A 23,312-nucleotide genomic window follows, 5' to 3' on the forward strand; every position below is an offset into this window, starting at 1 on the left:
CGCCGTATTTCGGCCCCTAACAGGCGTTCTTTCCGGCTGTCATGACGTCCTTCCTGCGTTCCGATCGTTCAAGGCCCGTGGCCGTGTGGCTGTTCGTCGTGGCCGTCCTGGTGTTTGGCATGGTGGTGGTCGGGGGCGCGACGCGCCTGACCGACTCCGGCCTGTCGATCACCCAGTGGAAGCCGATCATGGGCGCGCTGCCGCCGATGTCGGACGAGGCCTGGCGGGCCAATTTCGAGCTCTACAAGAAGATCCCGCAGTACAGGCTGGTCAATGCCGGCATGACGCTGGAGGCCTACAAGGGCATCTTCTGGTGGGAGTGGGCGCACCGGCTGCTGGGGCGGCTGGTCGGGGCGGCGTTCGCTATCCCGTTCGTGTTCTTCCTGGTCCGGCGGATGATCCCGCGCCGCCTGATCTGGCGTTGCGCGGTGCTGCTGGGCCTGGGCGGGCTGCAGGGGCTGGTCGGTTGGTGGATGGTGTCCAGCGGCCTGTCCGAGCGGGTCTCGGTGGCCCCCGAGCGGCTGATGATCCACCTGGGCCTCGCCCTGGCGCTGTTCGTCTTTCTGATCTGGACCGCCCTGGACGCCTGGTCCGGCTCGCCGCGCATCGAGGAGCGCACCGACTGGCGCGGCTGGGCCCTGGGCTTCCTGGGCGCGGTGTTCTTCCAGAGCCTGCTGGGCGCCCTGGTGGCCGGCAATGACGCAGGCCTGGTCTATAACGACTGGCCGCTGATGAACGGCGCGCTGATCCCGGCCGAATACGCCGGCCACGGCTTCTGGGGCACCATCGCCCACAGTCAGGGGGCGGTGCAACTGCACCACCGGCTGATGGCCTACGCCCTGTTCGTCGCCGCCATCGTCCTGGGCGTCGCCGCGACCCGCTCGCGACGACTGCCCGAGGAGGCCAAGCTGACCGCCTTCGTCCTGGTCGGCGTCGTCTGCCTGCAGGCCGGTCTGGGGATCTGGACCCTGATGTCCGCCGTGCCCCTGGCGCTGGGCGTGTTGCACCAGGCCGGGGCGGCGATCCTGCTGGCGACCGCCACGACTTTCGCCTGGCGGGTGAGGCGGCCTTAGGCTTTGCGTCCTTCGAGGCTCGCCTTTGGCTCGCACCTCAGGATGAGAAGCGTGGGTCGTCTCTGATTTCCTCATCCTGAGGCGCTCGCGCAGCGGGCCTCGAAGGACGCACGGCTTTCGAAGCGACCGCTCAAAGAACTGTCACGAAACGCTAGCACAGGACGTCCGACGTCCTTGCTGGAGCTTTTCCGTGACCCGCGCCTCCCTGTTCCTCGCCGCCGCCCTCGTCGCCGTTTCGGCCGCTCCGGCCCTGGCCGCGCCCAAGCCGGCCGCGCCGGTGACCAACGCCGCGCCCGGCGACGCCTATTACCAGGCCGGCCAGGCCGCCCTGGCCAAGGCCCTGACGGTCAATCCCCGCACCGGCAAGGCCAAGAACGTCATCCTGTTCCTGGGCGACGGCATGGGCGTCTCGACCGTGGTGGCGAGCCGCATCTACGAAGGCCAGCAGCGCGGCGTCGACGGCGAGAGCAACGCTCTATCGTTCGAGAAGCTGCCATGGACGGCGTTGTCCAAGACCTACAGCCACGACACCCAGGTGACCGACAGCGCCGCCGGCATCACCGCCATCACCACCGGCGTGAAGACTCGCAACAAGGTCATCGGCCTGAGCGGGGCGGCCAAGCCCGAGAGCTGCGCCAGCGAGGCGGGGACCCGCGTCGAGACCATCGCCGAACTGGCCAAGGCCCACGGCCTGTCGGCCGGGGCGGTGACCACCACCCGCATCACCCACGCCACTCCAGCGGGGGTTTACGCCCACACCGCCTATCGCGACTGGGAAGGCGACGGCGACATGCCGACCGACGCGGTGGCCGCCGGCTGCAAGGACATCGCCCGCCAGCTGGTCGAGGCTCCGGCCGGCCTGCGCCTGGACGTGGCCCTGGGGGGAGGGCGCTCGCGCTTCCTGCCCGACGCCAAGGACGGCAAGCGCGCCGACGGCCGCGACCTGACCGCCGAATGGCTGAAGGCCCCGAACGCCGCCTATGTGACCACCGACGCCGAACTGGCGGCGCTGGACCCGGCCAAGACCGGGCCGGTGCTGGGCCTGTTCGCCAGCGAACACCTGCCCTACGAGGTCGAGCGCCCGGTGTTGGGCCAGGGCGTGCCCACCCTGGCGGCCATGGCGACCAAGGCCGTCGACTTGCTGTCGAAGAACCCCAAGGGCTACTTCCTGCTGGTCGAGGGCGGCAAGATCGACATGGGCAGCCACCTGAACAACGCCAAGCGGACCCTGACCGAGACGGTCGAGTTCTCCAAGGCGGTCCAGGCGGTGCTGGACAAGGTGAACCTGGACGACACCCTGGTGATTGTCACCGCCGACCACAGCCACGGCCTGGTGATCTCGGGCTATGCCGCCCGCAACGCCCCGATCCTGGGCCTGGCCGGCAACGAGGGCGAGCCGGTCGTGGCCGGCGACGGCAAGCCCTACACGGTGCTCAGCTTCGCCACCGGCCCCGGCGGCCCCGAGGGCGGCGGCTCGCGCGCCGATCCCTCCAAGGAGGACACCGACGACATCGACTACCACCAGAACGCCGTCGCCAACCTGCCCAGCAGCGCCCACTCTGGCGAGGACGTGGGCGTGTTCGCCGACGGGCCGGGGTCGTACCTGGTCCATGGCGTGGTGGAGGAGAGCTATCTCTACCAGATCATGCGCCATGCCTACGGGTTCGACGAGGCGGCGGCGAAGTAGGAGAGCTTCGTCATGCGGTATTGAGATACCACATGACGAAATCCCTTGTTCTGTAAGGGTTTGCGGAGTTTCTTGCGCGCGCATTGTTGACAGGCCGCGAACCGTCCTGTACCTGCCGCCCCTCACGCAGACGGAGCCGCTTTCCTTGGCCCCCGACGCACAAGGAATACGGATCAATCCCATGCAAAAGACCACGGCTTCCCTGAAGCCCGCCGAGGTCGAGAAGAAGTGGATCGTGGTCGACGCCCAGGACGCCGTTGTCGGTCGTCTGGCGACGTTCATCGCCATGCGTCTTCGCGGCAAGCACCGGCCCGACTACACCCCGCACGTCGACTGCGGCGACTTCGTCGTCGTGATCAACGCCGACAAGGTCAAGTTCACCGGCAAGAAGCTGGACGACAAGGTCTATTATCGCCACACCGGTCACCCGGGCGGCGTCAAGTCGACCACCCCGCGCAAGCTGCTGGAAGGCCGCTTCCCGGAACGCGTCCTGGAAAAGGCCGTCGAACGCATGCTGCCCAAGGAAAGCCCCCTGGCGCGCAAGCAACTGACCCACCTGCTCATCTACAACAACGGTGAGCACCCGCACCAAGCGCAGAGCCCCGAAGTGATCGATTTCGCTTCGCGCAACGCCAAGAACACCCGGAGCGCCTAAGTCATGTCTGAAGCTCAAGGCTTTGACGCGCTGGCCAGCCTGTCCAGCAACCCCGAAGCGGCCGCTCCGGCCGTCCAGAAGCTCGACGCCCAAGGCCGCGCCTACGCGACCGGCAAGCGCAAGAACGCGATCGCCCGCGTCTGGATCAAGCCCGGCAAGGGCACGATCACGATCAATGGTCGCGACCAGGAAGTCTACTTCGCTCGCCCCGTGCTGCGCATGATGATCGCCCAGCCCTTCCAGGTCACCGATCGTGAAGGCCAGTTCGACGTCGTCGTCACCGTGGAAGGCTCGGGCCTGTCGGGCCAGGCCGGCGCCGTGCGTCACGGCCTGTCCAAGGCCCTGACCTACTACGAGCCCGGCCTGCGCACCCTGCTGAAGCCGCACGGCTTCCTGACCCGCGACAGCCGCGTCGTCGAGCGTAAGAAGTACGGCAAGGCCAAGGCCCGCCGCAGCTTCCAGTTCTCGAAGCGCTAAGCGCGTCACGTTTCGTGCTTATGGAAAGGCGCTTCGGTTTCGACCGAAGCGCCTTTTTCTTGTCTCCTTGTCCTTGCGAATGGGATGTCCATGACCCCGAAAGTCTTCATCGACGGCGAAGCCGGCACCACGGGCCTGCAGATCCGCGAGCGCCTGGTCGGCCGCAAGGACCTGCAGCTGGTCTCGATCGACCCGGACAAGCGCAAGGACCCCCAGGCCCGCAGGGCGATGCTGAACGGCGCCGACGCGGTGATCCTGTGCCTGCCCGACGACGCGGCCAAGGAGGCCGTGGCGCTGGTCGAGGACCCGAAGGTCAAGGTGATCGACGCCTCGACCGCCCACCGCACCGCGGCCGGCTGGACCTACGGCTTCCCCGAGCTGGACGAGGAGCAGCGCGGCAAGGTCGCCTGGTCGACGCGGGTGTCCAATCCCGGCTGCTATGCGACGGGCGCCATCGCTCTGGTTCGCCCGCTGGTCACCAACGACATCATCGCCGCCGACCTGCCGCTCTCGTTCAACGCCGTGTCGGGCTACACCGGGGGCGGCAAAGCGATGATCGCCGAGTTCGAGGACGAGACCTCGCCGAACTACACCAAGGTTCCCTACCGCATCTACGCCACGGGCCTGAACCACAAGCACCTGCCCGAGATCCAGGCCCATGGCGGCCTGCTGACCCGGCCGATCTTCACCCCGGCCGTCGGGCGCTACGCCCAGGGCATGCTGGTCGAGCTGCCGCTGCACCTGAGCATGCTGAACGGCAGTGTCTCCATGACCCAGATCCACGCCGCCCTGGCCGACCACTACGCGCGCGAAGCCTTTGTCGAGGTGGCGTCGCTGAATGAGTCCAAGGGCCTGACCACGCTGGACCCGGAAGGCTTGAACAACACCAACCGCCTGAAGCTGTTCGTGTTCGGATCGGAGACCAGCGGCCAGGTGCGCCTGGTGGCCCTGCTCGACAACCTGGGCAAGGGCGCGTCCGGCGCGGCGGTCCAGAACCTGAACCTGATGCTGGGCCTGAAGGAAGGCGCGGGGCTTTAGGACCGGCCTCTAAGGCGGCGACGCGAAGCCGTCACTGAGCGCGGCGAAAGTCCTGTCGAAAGTCGCCAGACGATCGCACTTCGCGCGCTTGGCCTCGAACAGCACGCAGCCGTCGGCGAAGTCTCCGCCCCTCGCGAGCATTTCAAGCCCGGCTTCGAAAGCCGGGCGATCGATCGCAACGGATTGGATCCCCGCGATACTTCGCAAGGCGGTCACGATGCTCGCTGTCGGCATCCTGTAGGACCGGCGCAGCACCCAAACGACTTCGCACAGCGTGATGATCGGAATGAAGACTTCCTCGGCTCGGTCGAGAAGGCGTTCGACTTGATCGACCTGGGCGGCATCGTCGTCGACGACCAGCCGCACAAGCAGATTGGTGTCGAGCGCGACCCTCATTCGCCGTTGGCGCCAGCTTCGATCGCGTCCTGCATTTCCTCCAGGCTGACGACCCGTTGGCCAGAGCGTTTCAAGATGCCACGCAGGCTGGAGAGCTTCGGCGCGCGATCGTGAGCCGCGATGATTTCGACCCGTCCGTTCGGCAGAAGGTTTACGCCAACCTTCTGGCCTGGGCGCACGCCCAGGTGGTCGAGCACCGAACGCTTCAGCGTGATCTGGCCCTTGGCGGTGACGGACAGTTCGACGGCCATTGGAAAGCTCCCTTGGGGCGGCCGATTGTAAGGCGCCGAGTGCCTTACTTCAAGTTCACCTCACGCCCGCCAGCGATAGTGCCCGATCGCTGTGTGGAGCTTGAACATCCACAGCGGCTCCTCGCGCGCGCCGCCGCCGATGTTGTGGACCACCCGCACCCGCTCGGGGCCTTCGCTGACCACCCCAATGTGCGGCCGGCCACCCCAGACGCGCCAGGTCAGGATGTCGCCGGGGAGCGGATCGTCAAAGCGGTCGCCGGCGGCCCTGTCCGGCGCGAGGGCCAGGCGGGCGCGCTGGCGCGTCAGATAGGTCTCCAGGTTCAGCACCCGGCGGTGGTCGATGTTGGAGTCCGGCCCCTTCAGTCCCCAGGCTCGCCGGGAGGGATAGGCGTCGAAGTTTCGGCTCATGTCCTCGTGGACCAACTGCTGCAGGTCCACGCGCCAAGCGTCGCGCGCGGCGCGGATCAGGACGTCGGCGCAGACGCCGGTCGAGCGCAGCACGTCGCCGTAGGGGTAGGGGATCGCGCGGTAGCTGGGATCGTAGTCCTTGGTCACGCCGACCTGACTGCGCGCGGCCTGGGCCAGACGCTCGCCGCTGGATGCAGGGCTTGGCCGCGCGCGGGCTTGGCCGACGCCGATCAGAGGCGTGGCGACCAGCATGCCCAGAGCGGTCCGGCGGTTGAGTCCCATGCCGCAAAGCTCCAGTACAATCCTGGCGAGTTTTGGGCGAACCTCTTGCGCGATCAGCCGGCCTCGGGCTCCAGGAGCCGGGGGCCGGAGCCCTGCGCGCCCAGCACGTCCTGCGGGTTGCGTAGCGGACACGCCTTGAGGGACAGGCAGCCGCAGCCGATGCAGTCGTCCAACTGATCCCGCAGTTGGCTCAGCGTGCGGATGCGGTCGTCCAGTTCGGCCCGCCAGGCGCGAGACAGCTCGGCCCACTCCTCGGCGGTCGGCGCGCGGCCGTCGGGCAGGCGGGCTAGCGCCGCCTGGATCGCGGCGAGGGGGATTCCCGTGCGCTGGGCCACCTTGATCACCGCCACCCGGCGCAGGATCCCGCGTGGAAAACGCCGCTGGTTGCCCTCGGTCCTCAGGCTGCGGATCAGGCCTTTGGCCTCGTAGAAGTGCAGGGTCGAGACCGCCACGCCGCTGCGCCTGGCCACCTCGCCGACGCTCAGCGTACCGCCGGGAAGGACGGGTTCATCGATCCTTGGCATTGGCGCTTGACCTCAACTTTGGTTGAGGTTTTACACGGGAGGCTCCTTTCACGGCAACGCCTTTTCCAGGAGCTTCCATGACCACGCTCACCATTCCCGATCGCGCCACGGTCGCCGCCGCCCTGTCCGATCCACCGGTCTTTAGCATCAGCATCATCCAGACCAAGCCCGGCAGGTTCGATGAGTTCGTCGCCCTGCAGCACGCCCAGTTCATGCGGGTGCGCGGCCAGGTCCAGGGCGTGCGCGGCAGCCGGATGCTGAAGTCGCCGGCCAAGGGCGTGGTGGTGCTGATCTCGTCATTCGAGACGGCCCAGGACGCCGAGCGTTTCCGCCGGGACCCACGGTTCACCGAGCATCTGGAGCGCGTGCAGCCGCTGATCGACCGCGCCGAGGCCATGCCGGTCGAGCTGGCCTACGAGATGGGGCTGATCTGAACGGGGCTCACACAGGGTTTGATGAGCCAATCCTCACGATGTCATCCCGGAAAGCTTCTGCGAGCTTTCCGGGATGACGGGCGATCCGAATTCGATTTGACACTATGTCGCCGGGTTCGACCGTACCCGGACATAGCTGCCGGGAGCGTCCTCGAACGGCTTCAGCGGCCCCTTGGCCGGATCACGGGCCGGAACCTGCTTGCCGGACTTGGCTTTCAGCCACGTCGCCCAGTGCGGCCACCACGAGCCGGGATGCTCGACCGCCCCAGCGCGCCAGCCTTCGACGGAACCGGGCAGGTGCTCGTTGGTCCAGTGCTGGTATTTGTTGGCGTCCGGGTGGTTGATCACGCCGGCGATGTGGCCGGATCCGGCCATGGTGAAGGTCACCGGCCCGCCGAACGCCCGCGCGCCGCGGTAGACGCTGCGATAGGGCGCGATGTGGTCGTCCTTGGATGACTGCACATAGATCGGGGTCTTGACCTTCGACAGGTCCAGGGTCTCGCCGCCCAGGGTCAGGCGGCCCTGGGTCAGGGCGTTGTCCTTGTAGAAGTTGCGCAGGTAGTAGAGGTGCAGGACCTTGGGCATGCGCGTCTGGTCGGCGTTCCAGAACAGCAGGTCGAACGGCCGGGGCTCCTTGCCCATCAGGTAGTTGTTGATGAAGAACGACCAGATCAGGTCGTTGCCGCGCAGGCTGTTGAAGGTGTCGGCCATCGACTGACTGGGCAGGTAGCCGCCCTGGCGGTCGATCTGCTCCTCGATGGTCTTGATCCAGGCCTCGTCCGTGAACAGCAGCAGGTCGCCGGCCTCGGAGAAGTCCTGCTGGGCGGCGAAGAAGGTGGCCGAATTGATCCGCTTGTCCCCCTTGGCGGCCATGTGGGCCAGGGCGCAGGACAGCAGGGTGCCGCCGATGCAGTAGCCGACGGTGTTGACCCGGTCGACGCCGCACTGGGTCATCACCTGCTGGCTGGCGTCGTAGATCCCCTCGAACATGTAGTCCTCGAAGGTCTTGTCGGCCTGGCGGCTGTCGGGATTGACCCACGAGGCCACGAACACCGTGAAGCCCTGGCCGGTCAGCCAGCGGATCATCGAGTTCTCCGGGCGCAGGTCCAGGATGTAGAACTTGTTGATCCACGGCGGGAAGATCAGCAGCGGGATCTCGTGCACCGTCTCGGTGGTCGGGGTGAACTGCAGCAGCTGCAGGATGTCGTTCTGGTAGACCACCTTGCCCGGGGCGGTGGCGACGTTCTCGCCCACCTTGAACTTGGCCAGATCGGTCTGGCTGATCGCCAGCTGGCCGCCGCCGCGCTCCAGGTCGGCGGCGAAGTTCTCCATGCCGCGCACCAGGCTCTCGCCCTTGCTCTGCATCACCTCGCGCAGGGCCGCGGGGTTGGAGATCAGGAAGTTCGATGGCGAGAAGGCGTCGGTCAGCATCTTGGTGAAGAACTCGACCCGGCGCTTGGCGCTGGGATCGACGCCCTCGGCCTGCGAGACCAACTCGTTCAGCCAGTTCGACGACAGCAGGTAGCTCTGCTTCATCATGTCGAACATCGGGTTGGAGGCCCAGTCGGGGTCGCTGAACCGTTTGTCGCCTTGGGCGGGGACCACCACGGGCTGGGTCGGCTCGCCGGTCATCTTGCGGGCCGCTGACTGCCAAAGGTCCATGTAGCGGCTGAACAGGTCGGCCTGGGCGCGCAGCAGGCGGTCGGGCTGGGCGGCCAGGCTGGTCATCACCTCATTGAAGGCCGGGCCGACGTGGAAGGGGTCGGGGCTGAGGGCGGCGGGGCGGTCGGCCTGGCGCAGGGCGGCCTCGGCGATCGCGCCCTGGGCCGTGACGGCGGCGCGGGCCAGGTTGGCCGACAGCGTCTCCAGCATCTGGCGCTGGTCGGGCGACAGCAAGGCCTCGAAGTCGGGCAGGGCGCCGGCGACGGGCGGCGGATCAGGACGCTCGGGGCGCGTGGCCGATTCGGCCGCCTTGGCGCGGGAGTCCGGCTGCGGGTCGGCTTTCGGCGGAACCTTCGGCGCGGCCTTGGCCTTGGTCTTGGCGGCGGTGGCCGTCGCATCGGCCCCGGCGGCCGGCTTTTTGCGCGGTTTGGGGGAGGTTTCGGTCGTGGCCATGGACTTCCTTCCACCGTGTTCTCTTGGACCATCTCGCCTTGGCGGCTCGGATGGCCTTTCGCTCGACGCGATCATCGCATAAGACCTGAGACAAGATGAACGACGAAACCGGTAAAATCGTACGTCTTGGCGTACTCTTTCGCGGCGCGGCCCAAGTCAGCTTGCTGGTGGGCCTGCTGGCGGGACTGACCGCGTGCGCCTCGTCGATCTCGCCGTTCACGCCGCCGCCGGCCGATCCCAGCTCCCCGGTGGCCGCCGCGGCCAACGCCGCCGCCAAGGATTCCAAGGACGCCGTCGCGCCGCGCTTCATCGACATTCCGGCGATCCCGACCGACGTGCGCACGCCCGTCCAGTTCAAGAAGGCCGTGGGGGCCGAGAAGATCGCCGCCGACAAGCTGAAGCGCGAAACCGCGCCCAGCACCTGGACCCTGTCCGACACCGAAGGCTATGCGTCCAAGGCCCGCAAGATCGGCAAGGCGCCGCCCAGCGACATCCCCACCGACGCCGACCGCGCCGCGACCGAAGCCTTCGCCAAGGCGGCGCGCGACCGAGCTACCGCGCCTCCGTCCAAGCCCCAATAGGGCGACGGAGGCATAAAATCCCCGTAACTGGCTTGGCTAGGCCCCGCTCGGGGTCTATCCATGCCCGACATCCGCTCCCGGCGCGCCGCTGCGGCGCAATGAGCATTTCATGACCTCCGATTTCCACCGCATCCGTCGCCTGCCGCCCTACGTCTTCGAAGAAGTCAACAAGATCAAGGCGCGCCTCCGCGCCGAGGGCACCGACATCATCGACTTCGGCATGGGCAATCCCGACATGCCCACGCCCAAGCATATCGTCGACAAGCTGATCGAGACCGCGCGCGACCCCAAGGCCGGCCGCTATTCGGCGTCCAAGGGCATCGCCGGCCTGCGCAAGGCCATGGCCGGCTACTACGGCCGCCGGTTCGGCGTGAAGCTGAACCCCGACACCGAGGTGATCGCCACCCTGGGCTCCAAGGAAGGCTTCGCCAACCTGGCCCAGGCCTTGACGGCCCCCGGCGACGTGATCATCTGTCCCAACCCCGCCTATCCGATCCACGCCTTCGGCTTCATCATGGCCGGCGGCGTCATCCGTCACGTGCCGGCGCTGTCGCCCGAGCAGTACCTGTCCAACATCAGCCGCGCCGCCAAGCACTCGGTGCCGCCCGCCAGCGTGCTGATCCTGTCCTATCCGTCCAACCCGACCGCCCAATGGGTGGACCTGGACTTCTACAAGGACGCCGTGGCCCTGGCCAAGAAGCACGAGCTGCTGGTGATCAGTGACGTGGCCTATGGCGAGATCTATTTCGACAACAACCCGCCGCCCTCGATCCTGCAGGTCGACGGGGCCAAGGACATCGCCGTCGAGGTCAATTCGCTGTCCAAGACCTACGCCATGGCCGGCTGGCGCGTGGGCATGGTGGTCGGCAACGCCCGCATCTGCGCGGCCCTGGCGCGCGTGAAGTCCTATCTGGACTACGGCGCCTACACCCCGGTGCAGGTGGCCGCGGCCGCGGCGCTGAACGGCCCGCAGGACTGCGTCGACGAGATCCGCGGCATCTACAAGAGCCGCCGCGACACCCTGGTGTCGTCGATGAAGCGCGCCGGCTGGGACATCCCCAACCCGCCGGCCTCGATGTTCGCCTGGGCCAAGATCCCCGAACAGTTCGAGGCCGCCGGCTCGATGCTGTTCTCGCGCCTGCTGATCGAGGAGGCCGGCGTCGCCGTCGCCCCCGGCATCGGCTTTGGCGAGTACGGCGAGGGTTATGTCCGCATCGGCCTGGTCGAGAACGAGCAGCGGATCAAGCAGGCCGCCCGTAACGTCAAGAAGTTCATCGCCAACGCCGACACGATCCTGGCCAAGGCGCACAACAAGATGGAACAGGTCTAGGGCGCGGACGCGCTGCCCGGCCGCAGAGTTTAGGAATGCGAACATGACCCAGAAGACCTGGCGCGTCGGCGTGGCCGGCCTCGGCACCGTCGGCGGGGGGCTGTTGCAGTTCCTGGCCGAGCAGCCGGACTTCGCCCCGGCCGGCGACCGCGCCGTGGTGACGGCGGTCTCGGCCCGCTCCAAGTCGCGGCCGCGCACGGTCGACATCTCGGGCCTGGCCTGGTTCGACGACCCCGTCGCCCTGGCCTCGTCGCCGGACGTGGACCTGTTCGTCGAGCTGGTCGGCGGCAGCGACGGCCCGGCCAAGGCCGCGGTCGAGGCGGCCCTGAAGCTGGGCAAGCCGGTGGTCACCGCCAACAAGGCGCTGATCGCCGAGCATGGCGCCGAACTGGCCGCCCTGGCCGAGGCCAACGACGCGCCGCTGCTGTTCGAGGCCGCCGTGATGGGCGGCACCCCGGCGGTGAAGATGCTGCGCGAAGCCATGGTCGGCGACGAGGTGATCGGCGTGGCCGGCATCCTCAACGGCACCTGCAACTTCATCCTCAGCGAGATGGAGAAGACCGGCCGCGACTTCGCCGACGTGCTGCGCGAGGCGCAAGGGCTGGGCTATGCCGAGGCTGATCCCACCATGGACGTCGGCGGCTTTGACGCCGGCCACAAGATCAGCATCCTGGCCGCCTTGGCCTTCGGCTGCGCGCCCAAGTTCGACGCCGCCGAGATCGAGGGCATCAGCGACGTCGAGCTTCTCGACATCAAGCTGGCCAAGGACCTGGGCTATCGCATCAAGCTGGTGGCCGGCGCCGCCAAGAGCGACGACGGCGTGGCCGTGAAGGTGCATCCGTCTCTGGTCCCGCTGGAGCATCCGCTGGCCCAGGCGGGTGGGGCGCTCAACGCCCTGTTCATCGAGGGCAAGCGGATCGGCCGGATCTTCATCCAGGGGCCGGGCGCGGGCGCGGGCCCGACCGCCGCCGCCGTGGCCGCCGACATCGCCGACGTGATGACCGGCGCCAAGCGGCCGGTGTTCCAGGCTCCGGCCGGCCAACTGAAGCCGTTCGTGGCCGTCGATCCGGCCCGCTCGGTGGGCAAGGCTTACTTGCGGATCATGGTCCGCGACGAGCCGGGCGCCATCGCCGCCATCTCCGAGACCCTGGCCGAATGCGCCGTGTCGATCGACAGCTTCCTGCAGAAGCCCGTCGAGGGGGCAGGGGGCGTGCCGATCGTGCTCGTCACCCACGCGACGCCCGAATCCAACCTGCTGGACGCGATTAGTCGCATCGAAAAGCTGCACGCCGTGCTAGAGCGTCCCCGCCTTTTGCGCGTCGCGCGCATCTGAGAACCGCGCAAAGCGGTCGGACCAAAAGCCTCGCATAGGCTGGGAGACGTTGATGAGTTCGAAGACCCTGGACCGCGCTCTGGTTCTGGACGCGGTCCGCGTGACCGAAGCCGCCGCCATCGCCTCGTGGACGATGGTGGGCCGGGGCGACGAGAAGGCCGCCGACCAGGCCGCGGTCGACGCCATGCGCAACGCGCTGAACGAACTGGCCATCGACGGCGAGATCGTGATCGGCGAGGGCGAACGCGACGAAGCGCCGATGCTCTATATCGGCGAGAAGGTCGGCACCGGCAAAGGTCCGAAGATCGACATCGCCCTCGACCCGCTGGAAGGCACCACCCTGACGGCCAAGGCCATGCCCAACGCCCTGGCGGTGATGGCCTGGGCGCCCAAGGGCAGCCTGCTCAACGCCCCCGACACCTATATGGACAAGATCGCCTGCGGCCCGGGCCTGCCGGCCGGGGTGATCGACCTGGACAAGTCGCCCGCCGACAACATCCGGGCCGTGGCCGCCGCCAAGGGCGTCGCGCCTGACCAGATCACCGTCTGCGTGCTGGATCGTCCGCGCCACGCCGAAATCATCGCCAGCATCCGCGCGGTCGGCGCGCGGCTCTATCTGATCACCGACGGGGACGTGGCCGGGGTGATCGCCACCACCGACCCCTCGACCGGCATCGACCTCTATGTCGGCTCTGGCGGCGCGCCCGAGGGCGTGCTGGCCTGCGCGGCCCTCAAATGCGTCGGCGGCCAGTTCCAGGGCCGCCTGCTGTTCCGCAACGGCGACGAGCGCGCCCGCGCCGCCAAGTGGGGCATCACCGAACTCGACAAGAAGTACGACCTGCACGAGATCGTCCGCGCCGACGCGATCTTCGCGGCCACCGGCGTCACCTGGGGCAACCTGCTGGATGGGGTGACCTACAAGGACGGTTTCGTCCACACCCACACGCTGGTGATGAACTCGTCGACTGGCACGGTGCGCGAAGTGCGGATGAAGCGGAAGGCCTAGGCCTTCCGTCCAACACCGACGCCGGTCCATCGCCGCAAAATGCGTCACGACAACATCCTAGAGCAGGGCGTCGATCCAACCGGATCGGAAAACCCTCCGCGCGCGCTAAGGTCGCGCCGAATCCCTTCTGCAGTACGAGGCTCTCCATGACCACGCTGACCGATCTGGCCGGATGGCTCGCCAACGAACCGGCGAGCGACGATGTGAAAACCGTCGTGGCCGTGGTCGCCGGCGCCTGCGCCGAGATCAGCAAGGTGGTGGCCTCCGGCGCGATCCTGGGCAATCTGGGCGCGGCCGGCCTGGTCAACGTCCAGGACGAGGAGCAGAAGAAGCTCGACATCATCACCAACGACATCCTGCGCGACGCGCTGAACGGCTGCCCGCTGGTGGCCGGCCTGGCGTCCGAGGAACTGGAAGTGATCGAGACCACCGGCGCGGTCGGCGGCTATCTGGCCACCTTCGATCCGCTGGACGGCTCCAGCAACATCGACGTCAACGTCTCGGTCGGTACGATCTTCTCGATCCTGCCCGCACCGGCCGGCGTGGCGCCCAGCGAGGCGGACTTCCTGCTGCCGGGCCGCCGCCAGGTCGCCGCCGGCTATGCGGTCTACGGCCCCCAGACCATGCTGGTGCTGACCTTGTCCCAGGGCGTCGTGGCCTTCACGCTCGACGCCGACGGCGCCTGGCTGCTGACCCATGGCCAGGTGGCGATCCCGGCCGACACCGCCGAGTTCGCGATCAACATGTCCAACCAACGCCACTGGGCCGAGCCGGTGCGGGGCTATATCGACGGCTGCCTGCAGGGCAAGGCCGGGCCGCGCGGCAAGAACTTCAACATGCGCTGGGTCGCCTCGATGGTGGCCGACGTCCACCGCATCCTGATGCGCGGCGGGATCTTCCTGTACCCCTGGGACGCCCGCGAGCCCGACAAACCCGGCAAGCTGCGGCTGCTGTACGAAGCCAACCCCATGTCGCTGATCGTCGAGCGCGCGGGCGGTCGGTCGACCGACGGCGTGAATCCCATCCTCGACATCCAGCCCACCAAGCTGCACCAGCGCGTACCGGTGGTGCTGGGCTCGGCCAACGAGGTGGCGTTGGTGGCGGAGATGGCGGCGCGGTGAGCTGAAGCCGGGGACATGCCCTTGCGGCGTGTCCCACCGGCGGGCGCGGCGCTTGTTCATGGGGACACGCCGCAAGGGCATGTCCCCGAGCACCGCGTCCGTTTCTGACGCACCGACGCCCTATCTTCCACCCTCGCGCCACATGGAGCGAATCCGCCAAAGGGCGTAGGTTCGGGAGATGACCACGACAGCCAAGCTCCGCATCTCCAGCAGCCTTTCCACGCGCGAGGGCTGAGCCATGGCCGACGGACACGCCGCCCTCGCATCTGCCCACTTCCTCGACGTGGCCCGCTCCATCAGCGGCCGGGCTTGGCGGGAGCGACCCGGCGATGCGGCCGTCGCCCGCAGCCACCAGCAGCTCCATGGCCTGTCCGAGCCCCTGGCCCGCGCCCTGGCCTCGCGCGGCGTCGGCGTCGACCACGCCGAGCACTATCTGCGCCCCACCCTGAAGGCGCTGTTTCCGGACCCCTCCAGCTTCACCGACATGGACCGCGCCGCCGAGATCCTGGTCGACGCGCTGGAGAGCGGACGGCCGACCATGGTGTTCGCCGACTACGACGTCGACGGCGCCACCAGCGCCGCCCAGCTGGTGCGCTGGTTCCGGCACATGGGCGTCGAGCTGCCGATCTATATTCCCGACCGCCTGACGGAGGGCTATGGCCCCAGCCCGGCGGCTTTCAAGACCATCCGCGACAGCGGGGCCGAGCTGGTGGTCACCTTGGACTGCGGGGCGGCGGCCTATGACGCCATCGCCAGCGCCGCCACCATCGGCCTCGAGGTCGTGGTGATCGACCACCACCTGATGCGCGAGGATCCGCCGGCCGCCGCCGCCGTGGTCAATCCCAATCGTCCGGGCTGTCAGAGCGGGCAGGGCGTGTTGGCCGCCGCAGGCGTGACCTTCGTCCTGCTGGCCGCCCTCAACCGCGAGGCCCGCAAACGCGGCCTGTTCACCGACGAGCGGCCGCAGCCCGACCTGCGCCAATGGCTGGACCTGGTGGCCATGGGCGAGGTCTGCGACGTCACCCAGCTGGTCGGCTTCAACCGCGCCCTGACGACCCTGGGCCTGCGGACGATGTCCAGTTGGGGCAATCCGGGCCTGAAGGCGCTGTTCGAGGTCGGCAAGGGCTCGGGGCCAGCCTCGGTGTTCCATGCCGGCTTCATCCTGGGTCCGCGCATCAACGCCGGCGGACGGATCGGCCGCTCGGACCTGGGGGCGCGCCTGCTGTCCACCGACGACCCGCTGGAGGCCCGGGCCCTGGCCGAGGAGCTGGACGGCCTCAATACCGAGCGCAAGGCAGTCGAGGCCGCCGTGGTCGAGGAAGCCGCCGCCCTGCTCGAGCGCGGCAGCAACTTCGATCCCGACGCCTCCGTCATCGTGGTGGCGGGGGAGGGATGGCACCCTGGGGTGATCGGCATCGTCGCCGGCCGCCTGCGCGAGCGCTATCGCAAGCCTGTGGTGGTGATCGGCGTCGACCGCGCCGCCAATGTCGGCAAGGGCTCGGGCCGTTCGCAGCCCGGCGTCAACCTGGGCGCGGCGATCCAGGCGGCCTTCGAGGCGGGCCTGCTGATGGCCGGCGGCGGCCACGCCATGGCCGCGGGCCTGTCGATCCGCCCTGATTCGATCCCCGAGTTTCGCGCCTTCCTGGAAGAGCGCCTGGCGGGCGAGATGGAGGCGGTGGGCGTCGAGGGGGTCGAGATCGACGCCCTGGTCCAGCCGCGCGCCGCCAGCCGCGCCCTCTGGAGCGAGTTCCAGCAGCTGTCGCCGTTCGGTCCGGGCAATCCCGAGCCGATGTTCGCCCTGGCCGGCGTGCGTCCCGAGCGGATGATGGCGATGAAGGGCGGCCACGTGCGGGTCGACCTGGTCGGACCGTCGGGCGACCGAATCAAGGCGATCTCCTGGCGCTCAGCCGAGACCCCGCTGGGCGAGCGCCTGCTGTCGGGCGGCGGCGCCCTGCATGTCGTGGGACGTCTGAAACCGGACGATTACATGGGCCGGGAAGGCGTCCAGCTGGAGATCGAGGACGTCGCCGACCCCCGCATGCGCACCACCTGAAAAAACTGCTCTTCGTCGCTTGCGCCCCGGGGGGAAGCTTTGTATATCGCCTGCTCTTCGCGGCCACGTGGTCCCTTCGTCTATCGGTTAGGACGCCAGATTTTCATTCTGGAGAGAGGGGTTCGACTCCCCTAGGGACTACCACCGCGAAGCGTACTTGGACTTTACATGCGAATACCCGCCTAATGCAGGCGCCGTGGTCCCTTCGTCTATCGGTTAGGACGCCAGATTTTCATTCTGGAGAGAGGGGTTCGACTCCCCTAGGGACTACCACCCACCACGGACATTTCAGGTTGATGTCGGTCTAGCTGCTGCGACGAAATGTCGCGCGGTGGTTCTGGTCGCGCCGTGACGTCAATTGGTTATTGACGGCGCTCGCCTCGCGAGAACAGTGTTATTCTGTGGTGCTCGCCCCCTGGGCTGTCTGGGCGAGCCAGAGGGGCGGAATGTCTGGTTTCGATTTCGAGGACTCGGGATCGCATGAGGAATTCGTGCGTATCAGCGGTCGCGTAAAGTGGTTTGATACCGGCAAGGGGTACGGCTTCATCGTCCCCGACGATCCAGGCCAGACGGGCCTGAAGGACGTGCTGCTGCACGTCACCTCCTTGCGCAACTGTGGTCGGGAGACGGCCTTGGAGGGCGCGATCATCGTCTGCGACGTGGTCAAGCGCCCCAAGGGCTGGCAGGTGTCCGAGGTGGTGGATCTGGATGAAAGCGCCGCCAGCGTCCCCATGGAGCGTCCCAAGCGTCCGTTCGGCGAGGGCGGCATGGGCCTGCGTCGCGACGGCTTCCGGTCGGGAATCGACAGCGGCCGCCAGGCCTTGGAACCGGTGGGGCCGGCCGAACGCGCCAAGGTGAAGTGGTTCAACCGCACCAAGGGCTACGGCTTCGTCGTTCGCGACGGCCAGCCGGGCGACATCTTCGTGCATATCGAGACCCTGCGTCGCGGCGGTCTGGAAGACCTGCAGCCGGGCGACGATGTGATGGTGCGCTTCGCCGAGGGGCCCAAGGGCCTGGTCGTCGCCGAGATCACGCCGGGCGACGATTGAGAATCGCAGGCCGGCTTTCGCCATTGCGCCACGACGTCGTAGGATCGCCGCGCGGCGGGACGCAGCGATGATGACGAGGCGCGTGTGAGCTTGATGACGACGATCGGACGGCGAGTGCTGGCGCTTGCCGGGCTGGCCCTGGTTGCGGGGATTCTGGCGGCGGCTCCGGCCCAGGCGTGGCAAGCGCGGGCCAAGCCGGCCGCTGTTGCCTCCACGCCCTCCAGCAAGCTCGACACGGTCGAGATCCTGACCAGCCGGGGACGGGCCAAGTTCACGGTGGAACTGGCCGTGACCAGGGCCGAGCAGGCCAGGGGCCTGATGTTCCGCAAGGCCTTGGCCCCCGACCGCGGCATGCTGTTCCCGTACAAGCCGCCCCAGCGCGCGGCGTTCTGGATGAAGAACACCCTGATCCCGCTGGACATCCTCTACATCGCGCCCGACGGCCGCGTGCTGTCGATCGCCCGCAACGCCGTGCCGCACGACGAAACGCCGATCCCCTCGGGCGGCGTCGTCGGAGGCGTGCTCGAGATTCCCGGCGGCCGCGCCGCCCAACTGGGCATCCTGCCGGGCGACCGGGTGCTCAACAAAATCTTCCCGAAAGGCTGACTTCATTTTCGGTTTTGGGCGCCCGTTCCATTTGCTCCCGGCGGCGAAGCCCTGTAGAGCAGCCGCTCGGTGTTTCGGAGCGTAGCGCAGCCTGGTAGCGCATCTGGTTTGGGACCAGAGGGTCGCAGGTTCAAATCCTGCCGCTCCGACCACCTAGACCCCTTTTCGAGGGGGCGACGTCCGACCTGGAGAGGCTTTCATGCTCGCCCGCATCTACCGCCCCGCCAAGACCGCCATGCAGTCCGGCAAGGCCAAGACCAAGGACTGGCTGCTGGAGTTCGAGCCGGCCTCGGCCAGACGCTCGGACCCGCTGATGGGCTGGACCCAGTCCAGCGACATGAACGGCCAGGTGCGCCTGAGCTTCGAGACCCGCGACGAGGCCGTGGCCTACGCCCAGCGTCACGAGATCCCGTTCCAGCTGTTCGAGCCCAAGACCCCCAAGCGGATCATCAAGGCCTACGCCGACAACTTCGCCGCCGGCCGCAAGCAACCCTGGACCCACTAGGACTTCCACCTCAAGCTTCCCCAAGGGGCTTGCGCGCCCTTAGCTCAGCTGGATAGAGCACTCGCCTTCTAAGCGAGCGGTCGCTGGTTCGAATCCAGCAGGGCGCGCCATTCCCGTACAAAACCCGGCACCGCTAGAGCCGCCGATTCTACGCCATTGTTGGACGCCAGGGTCCTGAGCAGTTCGACCTTCGAGCCGCAGATTCTGGCTTCGAAAGGCGACAGCAATTCCACCTTTTGCGCGACGGCGCGGATCAGATCGCGGCGGTACGCGCCCTCGTTGTCTCTGAACATCTGGCGGGTCGCTTCGGAGAACCTGCGCAGCAAATCCGGGGTCAGAGCCGGTGTGATCTTGTCGATCGCCGCGGCGGCCCGTTGAGCGTCGCCTTCCGCGGCGTCGCGTTGCGCTTTCAGCTCTGCGACCCGCTGCTTGAGCGATCGGTCGGTGAGATCGACGATTCCTTGTTCGATGGAGAGATAGAGGCGTTGCAAGCGCTGGTCGGCTTCGGTCGCCCGCTTTCTTAGATCCGCGACATGGCGATGGCGACGTTCGATCCAGTCCGAGCGTCGGTCGAGGATGTTGTCCATCATCGTGGCCAACCGCTTGGGATTGAGCAGCCGATTTTCCAGGTGGTCGATGACCGAGGCGTCCAGCAGATCCATGCGAACGGACAGGCCTTCGCAGCCGGTCGCGCCTTGGCGCGCCTTGGTGCAGCAAGTGTAGTAGCGGTAGGCGCCGCCCTTGCCGGTGCGCAGGGTCATGGCCTTGCCGCACAGGCCGCAGAAGCAGATGCCGCCCAGCAAAACCGAGCTGGTCACGAAGCGTGGCGCCATGGCGCGCGGGTTGCGCAGCGACATGGCCCGCTGGACGGCGTCGAAGGTCTCGCGGTCGACCAACGGCGGCACGGACATGATCACGCGCTCGTCGTCGTCCTTTTGCTCCTGCGAGGCCCAGTGGCGGCTGTTGAACACGTGCTCGCCGATATAGGTGGTCCGCGTCAGCGTATGATGGACCGTGCCCACGCCCCACCGGCCGCCGCCGCGCGTCGTAATCCGGTTGTCGTTGAGGTGGTTGGTGATCGACTTGACGCCCATCGGCCCGCTGCCGTCGTGACCGTGAAGCGCCAGGCGAAAAATCGTCCGCACGGTCTCGGCGCCAATCGGATCGATCTCCAGCTTCTTCTTGATCCGCTCGCCGCGCTGTTCGGCGGCCACCACCCGGTAGCCCAACGGTGGGAGGGCGCCGTTCCAAAAGCCCTGCCGCGCGTTCTCCTTCATGGCGCGCAGGGTGTGCTTGGCGTTCTCCTTCGATTGGTATTCGTCGAAGAGGTTCATCATCTGGCGCACCATCACGCCCATCGGGTCGTCGCCGACTTCCTGGGTGATCGAGACGATGCGCACCCCGTTCTTGGCCAGCTTGCGAGCGTAGAACTCGAACAAGAACTGATCGCGGAAGAACCGCGAGAAGGAGTGCACCAAAATGACGTGAAACGGCGGGGGCTTGGCCATCGCCGCGTCGATCATCTGCTGGAAGGCGGGCCGTCTGTCGTCGGTGGCCGTGTTGCCGGGTTCGATGAATTCCTCGGCCACGGGCCAGCTCTTGGCCTCGCAGTAGGCGCGCAGCTGGCGGCCCTGGTCGGGAATGGACAGGTCGCTCTCGGCCTGGCGGCCCGTCGAGACCCGAAGATAGAGCGCCACGTGGAGCAGGGCGGGGGGGGGGAGGTGTCTTGCGTTTGGCCATCTTCGTTCCTGCGGATCAGGGCAGGGGTCCGAGCAATTCGGCCAGCACCTTCTCCAGATAGGCCTCGGTCAGTTGGAGTTCGCGCAGGCTGATAGGCGGCGCGTCTGGCCAGTCGTCCGAAACCTTGATGGAGACACGCGAGGCAGGGGGTGTTGGTAGTCGGGCCGGAAATTTATTTTGGTAGTCGTGCAGGTCGGTTGGGACGACGCGGCGCCGGGGTGGATGTCGAGGCATCGCTCAGGTTCACGCCCTAAGAGGTCCCGGAACAAGCTGGGCGTGATCGCGATCGTGGAAAGACAGGCGAACGGCGGCTTTGGCGTGAAAGCCGGCTCGGCTCAAAGAGCTGACGTCCGTGCGGGCTACCGGACATTCCGAACAATATGGTCGCGCTACGCCTTTCAGCCTCTATCGCACTGTTGCCCGAAAACGCCATTGGCTAGGGTTGGGGTAAGCCGCCCGCGCCGGCGGCGACGAAGCCCTGAGTGCCGCGTGCCGATGTTGAGATTGAAGATTCCACTGGTCCTGGTCCTCGCCCTGAGCGCGCCCGCATCGCTCGCCGCGGCCCGCGCCACGCCGGCTCCCACCCTGGTCAAGTCGCTCGACCTGGCCAAAGCGTTCTCGGCACGATCGGCCTGGCGCTTCACCGTCACCCAGGACGCCGATGTCCCAGATCCCACCGGATTTCTCGACGACAAGGTCCCTGGCCCCTTGCACCTGTGCCTGCGCAAGGCGCCCACCGCGCCTTGCGATCCCAGTCTGAAGGCCACGGTCGGGGAGCCGGGCAAGAGCGATTTCTTCTTGGAACCGCACGATCTGCGCGAGGCGAGGGTCGTCCATGACCCCTCGGGTCGGGCCCTGCTGCTGGTCCAGACCGGCAGCGTCCATAGCGGCAATGGCGACCAGCTGGTCCGGACGCAGGTGCTCGCCTACCGGCCCGCCGAGGACCGCTTCGAGCGCGTCTACGACCACCTGACCGGTCGCAACAACAACCAGCAGGTCCGCTACATCGAGCGCGGGCCGTTGAAGGGCGACATCGTTTCGGTCGAGCCGACACAGGACGCCCCGTTCGGCTTCTGGGTCGTGGTCAACGCGCCCGCTGACGGCGGCTTTAAGCAGGTGCTGCGCTACCGCAGCGCCACGCGGTACGGCGACGGCAACCCGCTGGCGGTGATCGACTCCGAAATGCCGAACATGGCCCAGCGGTTGGGCTTGTGGAAACCTGGCGAGCCGCTTCCCCTGCCGACGGGGCCGTGCCCTTCGCCGCGCCTGGCGCGCATGGCGCTGTGGTGCGTTCCGGGCTGAAGGTGACGTGGAATTTCCGCTATGAGGCCAGGGGCGAACTTGGCGTCTGCGCCTGACGCGGAAGGTTCGGCAAATAGGCGTACGGCGGTCAGCCTCTCTCCGGCGGCGCCGTCAGGTCTTCGAAGCCGTCGTGATCCAAGGCCATCGCTTCCGTACGCGACAACACCTGGTCCTCGAACGCCCGCGAAACCCAGATCCGGATTCCCCGGTAGTGGATGCCACGCCGCTGATCGGCGCACCGGGCGCCGGAATTCATTGGAAACGCGCACCAAGTGTCCGCCGAGAGCTTGATCAGGCCTGGGCCGCCTTCGACGGCGTAGAGGTCGATCATCCTGTCGAGTTCGTCGAGGGTCATGGCGCTGCGAATAGCTGAGTCGGGTCAGCGCGGCCTGCGCCACGTCGCGAACGGCGTTTTTCGGCCCTTGGGGGAGCGGACCAGCCGATCGACGTCCGCAACCAGCGCCTCCGCGTCGGGATCATTGCTGGGGTTCAGCTTCCAGGACTGGAAGCGCCAGTTGTCGAAGGCATAGCCCCGGAGCTGGGGATCGAACCGGAAGGTGACGTAGTCCGTCCAGTGCGCGCCGCAGGAGACGCCGTTCTCGACCGTCAGGTACGGACCCTTCGCTACGACATGGCCGTCCTCGAAGGGGTCGCAGCCGTTGCCCGCGAGGCCCGCGTCATCGGCGCGCAGGACGACCTCGTCGTTGCGTCCAGCGAGCCCATAGCCGCCATCGGCGCGCCGTTCGAAGACGAGCAGGGGCCTTGCCGGCGCACGACCCGATGGCTTTGGCTCGCGCGTGGAGCCAAGCGCCACGACGTAGAACAGATGGCCGCCTTCGACGGACGCCCGGGTCGACGCCAGGACCGCGTAGCCAGGCGGCAGCTGCTTGGTCACCTCGTTGGGAAGATCCGCGGCCGCGGCCGAGGCCGCGCTGGCGGCGAAGCCCATCAGGGCGAGGCTTTTTGCGAGGATGAAACCCATCCCGCAGATTTGCCCGTTCGAGCCAAGGTCCGCAACGGATTGAGCATCGGCGCGCGACGAGAGCCGGCGCCGAGACATTCGCTGGGATGGCTCCAGCTCGCCTTTCGGCGAGCCTGCGCGCCTTCGGCATAGGGAGAGCCGCCGGCGGTCACGCTCGGTCCCGCGGCTTTCGCCGCTCCCTCGGGCGCGACCCCTGCGGGCAGGCTTTGGCCTGCCGCCGGCCGCTCGACGCCGCCTCCCGCCACGCGCGGTGCGCGGGCTCCTGTGCAGGCTTCATTCTTGATGGCGGCCTTGCGGCCGCGTGGCTTAGGGCTCCGCCCTCGGCGCGCTTCGGATCGGCTTCCGCCCAGCTTCGGGCGAGGCG

The 23,312-nt window shown here is 67.6% G+C and carries 24 protein-coding genes, 4 tRNA genes and 1 pseudogene; 21 read left to right on the forward strand and 8 right to left on the reverse strand.

Annotation, left to right across the window (positions count from 1 at the left end; all coding sequences use genetic code 11):
• The first annotated feature begins 41 nt into the window (after positions 1 to 41).
• The 5 genes from G3M57_RS10385 to argC all read left to right on the forward strand — a co-directional run bounded on the left by G3M57_RS10385 (position 42) and on the right by argC (position 4,930).
• Positions 42 to 1,073 (forward strand): COX15/CtaA family protein, encoded by a 1,032-nt coding sequence (locus G3M57_RS10385; RefSeq protein WP_163230347.1) that lies wholly within the window; start codon positions 42 to 44, stop codon positions 1,071 to 1,073.
• 190 nt (positions 1,074 to 1,263) lie between these two features.
• A complete protein-coding gene (locus tag G3M57_RS10390) occupies positions 1,264 to 2,760 on the forward strand; it encodes an alkaline phosphatase (RefSeq protein WP_163230349.1) in 1,497 nt (498 codons plus the stop codon).
• Positions 2,761 to 2,941: 181 nt separating this feature from the next.
• The gene (gene rplM / locus G3M57_RS10395) at positions 2,942 to 3,415 is read left to right on the forward strand and encodes a 50S ribosomal protein L13 (protein ID WP_028040416.1); all 474 of its coding nucleotides are present in this window, start codon (positions 2,942 to 2,944) and stop codon (positions 3,413 to 3,415) included.
• A gap of 3 nt (positions 3,416 to 3,418) precedes the next feature.
• On the forward strand, positions 3,419 to 3,892 hold the full coding sequence (gene rpsI / locus G3M57_RS10400) for a 30S ribosomal protein S9 (RefSeq protein WP_028040415.1): 474 nt from the start codon (positions 3,419 to 3,421) through the stop codon (positions 3,890 to 3,892).
• An 84-nt stretch (positions 3,893 to 3,976) separates the two neighbouring features.
• Entirely contained in the window at positions 3,977 to 4,930 is a 954-nt protein-coding gene (gene argC, locus G3M57_RS10405) for an N-acetyl-gamma-glutamyl-phosphate reductase (RefSeq protein ID WP_163230351.1), read from the forward strand.
• 9 nt (positions 4,931 to 4,939) lie between these two features.
• Here the strand turns inward: argC and G3M57_RS10410 are convergent, their stop codons facing one another.
• The 4 genes from G3M57_RS10410 to soxR are packed head-to-tail and all read right to left on the reverse strand — an operon-like array spanning position 4,940 to position 6,791.
• Complete coding sequence (locus G3M57_RS10410) at positions 4,940 to 5,326, reverse strand: type II toxin-antitoxin system VapC family toxin (protein ID WP_163230353.1); 387 nt, start codon at positions 5,324 to 5,326, stop codon at positions 4,940 to 4,942.
• Positions 5,323 to 5,577 (reverse strand): AbrB/MazE/SpoVT family DNA-binding domain-containing protein, encoded by a 255-nt coding sequence (locus tag G3M57_RS10415; protein ID WP_163230355.1) that lies wholly within the window; start codon positions 5,575 to 5,577, stop codon positions 5,323 to 5,325. Before G3M57_RS10415 ends, G3M57_RS10410 begins: the two co-directional genes overlap by 4 nt.
• 60 nt (positions 5,578 to 5,637) lie before the next feature.
• Positions 5,638 to 6,267 (reverse strand): DUF1287 domain-containing protein, encoded by a 630-nt coding sequence (locus G3M57_RS10420; RefSeq protein WP_163230357.1) that lies wholly within the window; start codon positions 6,265 to 6,267, stop codon positions 5,638 to 5,640.
• A 53-nt stretch (positions 6,268 to 6,320) separates the two neighbouring features.
• Positions 6,321 to 6,791, reverse strand: a complete 471-nt coding sequence (gene soxR / locus G3M57_RS10425) for a redox-sensitive transcriptional activator SoxR (RefSeq protein ID WP_163230359.1) — start codon at positions 6,789 to 6,791, stop codon at positions 6,321 to 6,323.
• 77 nt (positions 6,792 to 6,868) lie between these two features.
• Between soxR and G3M57_RS10430 the strand changes: the two genes are divergently transcribed.
• On the forward strand, positions 6,869 to 7,225 hold the full coding sequence (locus G3M57_RS10430; protein WP_056760036.1) for an antibiotic biosynthesis monooxygenase: 357 nt from the start codon (positions 6,869 to 6,871) through the stop codon (positions 7,223 to 7,225).
• Positions 7,226 to 7,327: 102 nt separating this feature from the next.
• Here the strand turns inward: G3M57_RS10430 and G3M57_RS10435 are convergent, their stop codons facing one another.
• Positions 7,328 to 9,340 (reverse strand): class I poly(R)-hydroxyalkanoic acid synthase, encoded by a 2,013-nt coding sequence (locus G3M57_RS10435; RefSeq protein ID WP_163230361.1) that lies wholly within the window; start codon positions 9,338 to 9,340, stop codon positions 7,328 to 7,330.
• Positions 9,341 to 9,435: 95 nt separating this feature from the next.
• Between G3M57_RS10435 and G3M57_RS10440 the strand changes: the two genes are divergently transcribed.
• The 14 genes from G3M57_RS10440 (at position 9,436) to G3M57_RS27440 (ending at position 19,448) form a co-directional block, all read left to right on the forward strand.
• Positions 9,436 to 9,921 (forward strand): hypothetical protein, encoded by a 486-nt coding sequence (locus G3M57_RS10440; protein WP_056760038.1) that lies wholly within the window; start codon positions 9,436 to 9,438, stop codon positions 9,919 to 9,921.
• Between the two features lie 109 nt (positions 9,922 to 10,030).
• Positions 10,031 to 11,251: an LL-diaminopimelate aminotransferase gene (locus tag G3M57_RS10445; protein ID WP_056760040.1), complete on the forward strand. Its 1,221-nt coding sequence runs from the start codon at positions 10,031 to 10,033 to the stop codon at positions 11,249 to 11,251.
• A gap of 43 nt (positions 11,252 to 11,294) precedes the next feature.
• Complete coding sequence (locus G3M57_RS10450; RefSeq protein ID WP_163230363.1) at positions 11,295 to 12,584, forward strand: homoserine dehydrogenase; 1,290 nt, start codon at positions 11,295 to 11,297, stop codon at positions 12,582 to 12,584.
• A 52-nt stretch (positions 12,585 to 12,636) separates the two neighbouring features.
• Positions 12,637 to 13,590, forward strand: a complete 954-nt coding sequence (gene glpX, locus G3M57_RS10455) for a class II fructose-bisphosphatase (protein ID WP_163230365.1) — start codon at positions 12,637 to 12,639, stop codon at positions 13,588 to 13,590.
• A 146-nt stretch (positions 13,591 to 13,736) separates the two neighbouring features.
• Complete coding sequence (locus G3M57_RS10460; protein WP_056760046.1) at positions 13,737 to 14,711, forward strand: class 1 fructose-bisphosphatase; 975 nt, start codon at positions 13,737 to 13,739, stop codon at positions 14,709 to 14,711.
• Between the two features lie 238 nt (positions 14,712 to 14,949).
• Complete coding sequence (recJ, locus tag G3M57_RS10465; protein WP_163230367.1) at positions 14,950 to 16,764, forward strand: single-stranded-DNA-specific exonuclease RecJ; 1,815 nt, start codon at positions 14,950 to 14,952, stop codon at positions 16,762 to 16,764.
• Between the two features lie 69 nt (positions 16,765 to 16,833).
• A tRNA-Glu gene (locus tag G3M57_RS10470) sits at positions 16,834 to 16,908 on the forward strand.
• A gap of 54 nt (positions 16,909 to 16,962) precedes the next feature.
• Positions 16,963 to 17,037: transfer RNA gene (locus G3M57_RS10475), tRNA-Glu, on the forward strand.
• Between the two features lie 173 nt (positions 17,038 to 17,210).
• Positions 17,211 to 17,813, forward strand: a complete 603-nt coding sequence (gene cspD / locus G3M57_RS10480) for a stationary phase survival cold shock domain protein CspD (protein ID WP_056760050.1) — start codon at positions 17,211 to 17,213, stop codon at positions 17,811 to 17,813.
• A gap of 93 nt (positions 17,814 to 17,906) precedes the next feature.
• Entirely contained in the window at positions 17,907 to 18,419 is a 513-nt protein-coding gene (locus G3M57_RS10485; protein ID WP_163230369.1) for a DUF192 domain-containing protein, read from the forward strand.
• A 75-nt stretch (positions 18,420 to 18,494) separates the two neighbouring features.
• A tRNA-Pro gene (locus tag G3M57_RS10490) sits at positions 18,495 to 18,571 on the forward strand.
• 47 nt (positions 18,572 to 18,618) lie between these two features.
• Positions 18,619 to 18,924, forward strand: a complete 306-nt coding sequence (locus G3M57_RS10495) for an ETC complex I subunit (RefSeq protein ID WP_056760052.1) — start codon at positions 18,619 to 18,621, stop codon at positions 18,922 to 18,924.
• Positions 18,925 to 18,957: 33 nt separating this feature from the next.
• Positions 18,958 to 19,034: transfer RNA gene (locus tag G3M57_RS10500), tRNA-Arg, on the forward strand.
• Positions 19,035 to 19,160: 126 nt separating this feature from the next.
• A complete protein-coding gene (locus tag G3M57_RS27440; protein ID WP_230983787.1) occupies positions 19,161 to 19,448 on the forward strand; it encodes a hypothetical protein in 288 nt (95 codons plus the stop codon).
• 162 nt (positions 19,449 to 19,610) lie between these two features.
• On the opposite strand, the pseudogene G3M57_RS27445 reads toward G3M57_RS27440, so the two are convergent.
• Positions 19,611 to 20,621, reverse strand: a pseudogene (locus G3M57_RS27445) (recombinase family protein); the annotation flags it as partial.
• A gap of 547 nt (positions 20,622 to 21,168) precedes the next feature.
• Here G3M57_RS27445 and G3M57_RS10510 point away from each other — a divergent pair.
• Positions 21,169 to 21,966: a hypothetical protein gene (locus G3M57_RS10510; protein WP_163230371.1), complete on the forward strand. Its 798-nt coding sequence runs from the start codon at positions 21,169 to 21,171 to the stop codon at positions 21,964 to 21,966.
• Between the two features lie 88 nt (positions 21,967 to 22,054).
• Here the strand turns inward: G3M57_RS10510 and G3M57_RS10515 are convergent, their stop codons facing one another.
• On the reverse strand, positions 22,055 to 22,321 hold the full coding sequence (locus G3M57_RS10515; RefSeq protein WP_163230373.1) for a hypothetical protein: 267 nt from the start codon (positions 22,319 to 22,321) through the stop codon (positions 22,055 to 22,057).
• 24 nt (positions 22,322 to 22,345) lie between these two features.
• Positions 22,346 to 22,948 carry a hypothetical protein gene (locus G3M57_RS10520; RefSeq protein ID WP_163230375.1) on the reverse strand — a complete coding sequence of 201 codons (603 nt, stop codon included), beginning with the start codon at positions 22,946 to 22,948 and terminating at the stop codon, positions 22,346 to 22,348.
• Between the last annotated feature and the right edge of the window lie 364 nt (positions 22,949 to 23,312).

The organism is Caulobacter rhizosphaerae, from assembly GCF_010977555.1.
GTDB classification, from domain to species: Bacteria; Pseudomonadota; Alphaproteobacteria; order Caulobacterales; family Caulobacteraceae; genus Caulobacter; species Caulobacter rhizosphaerae.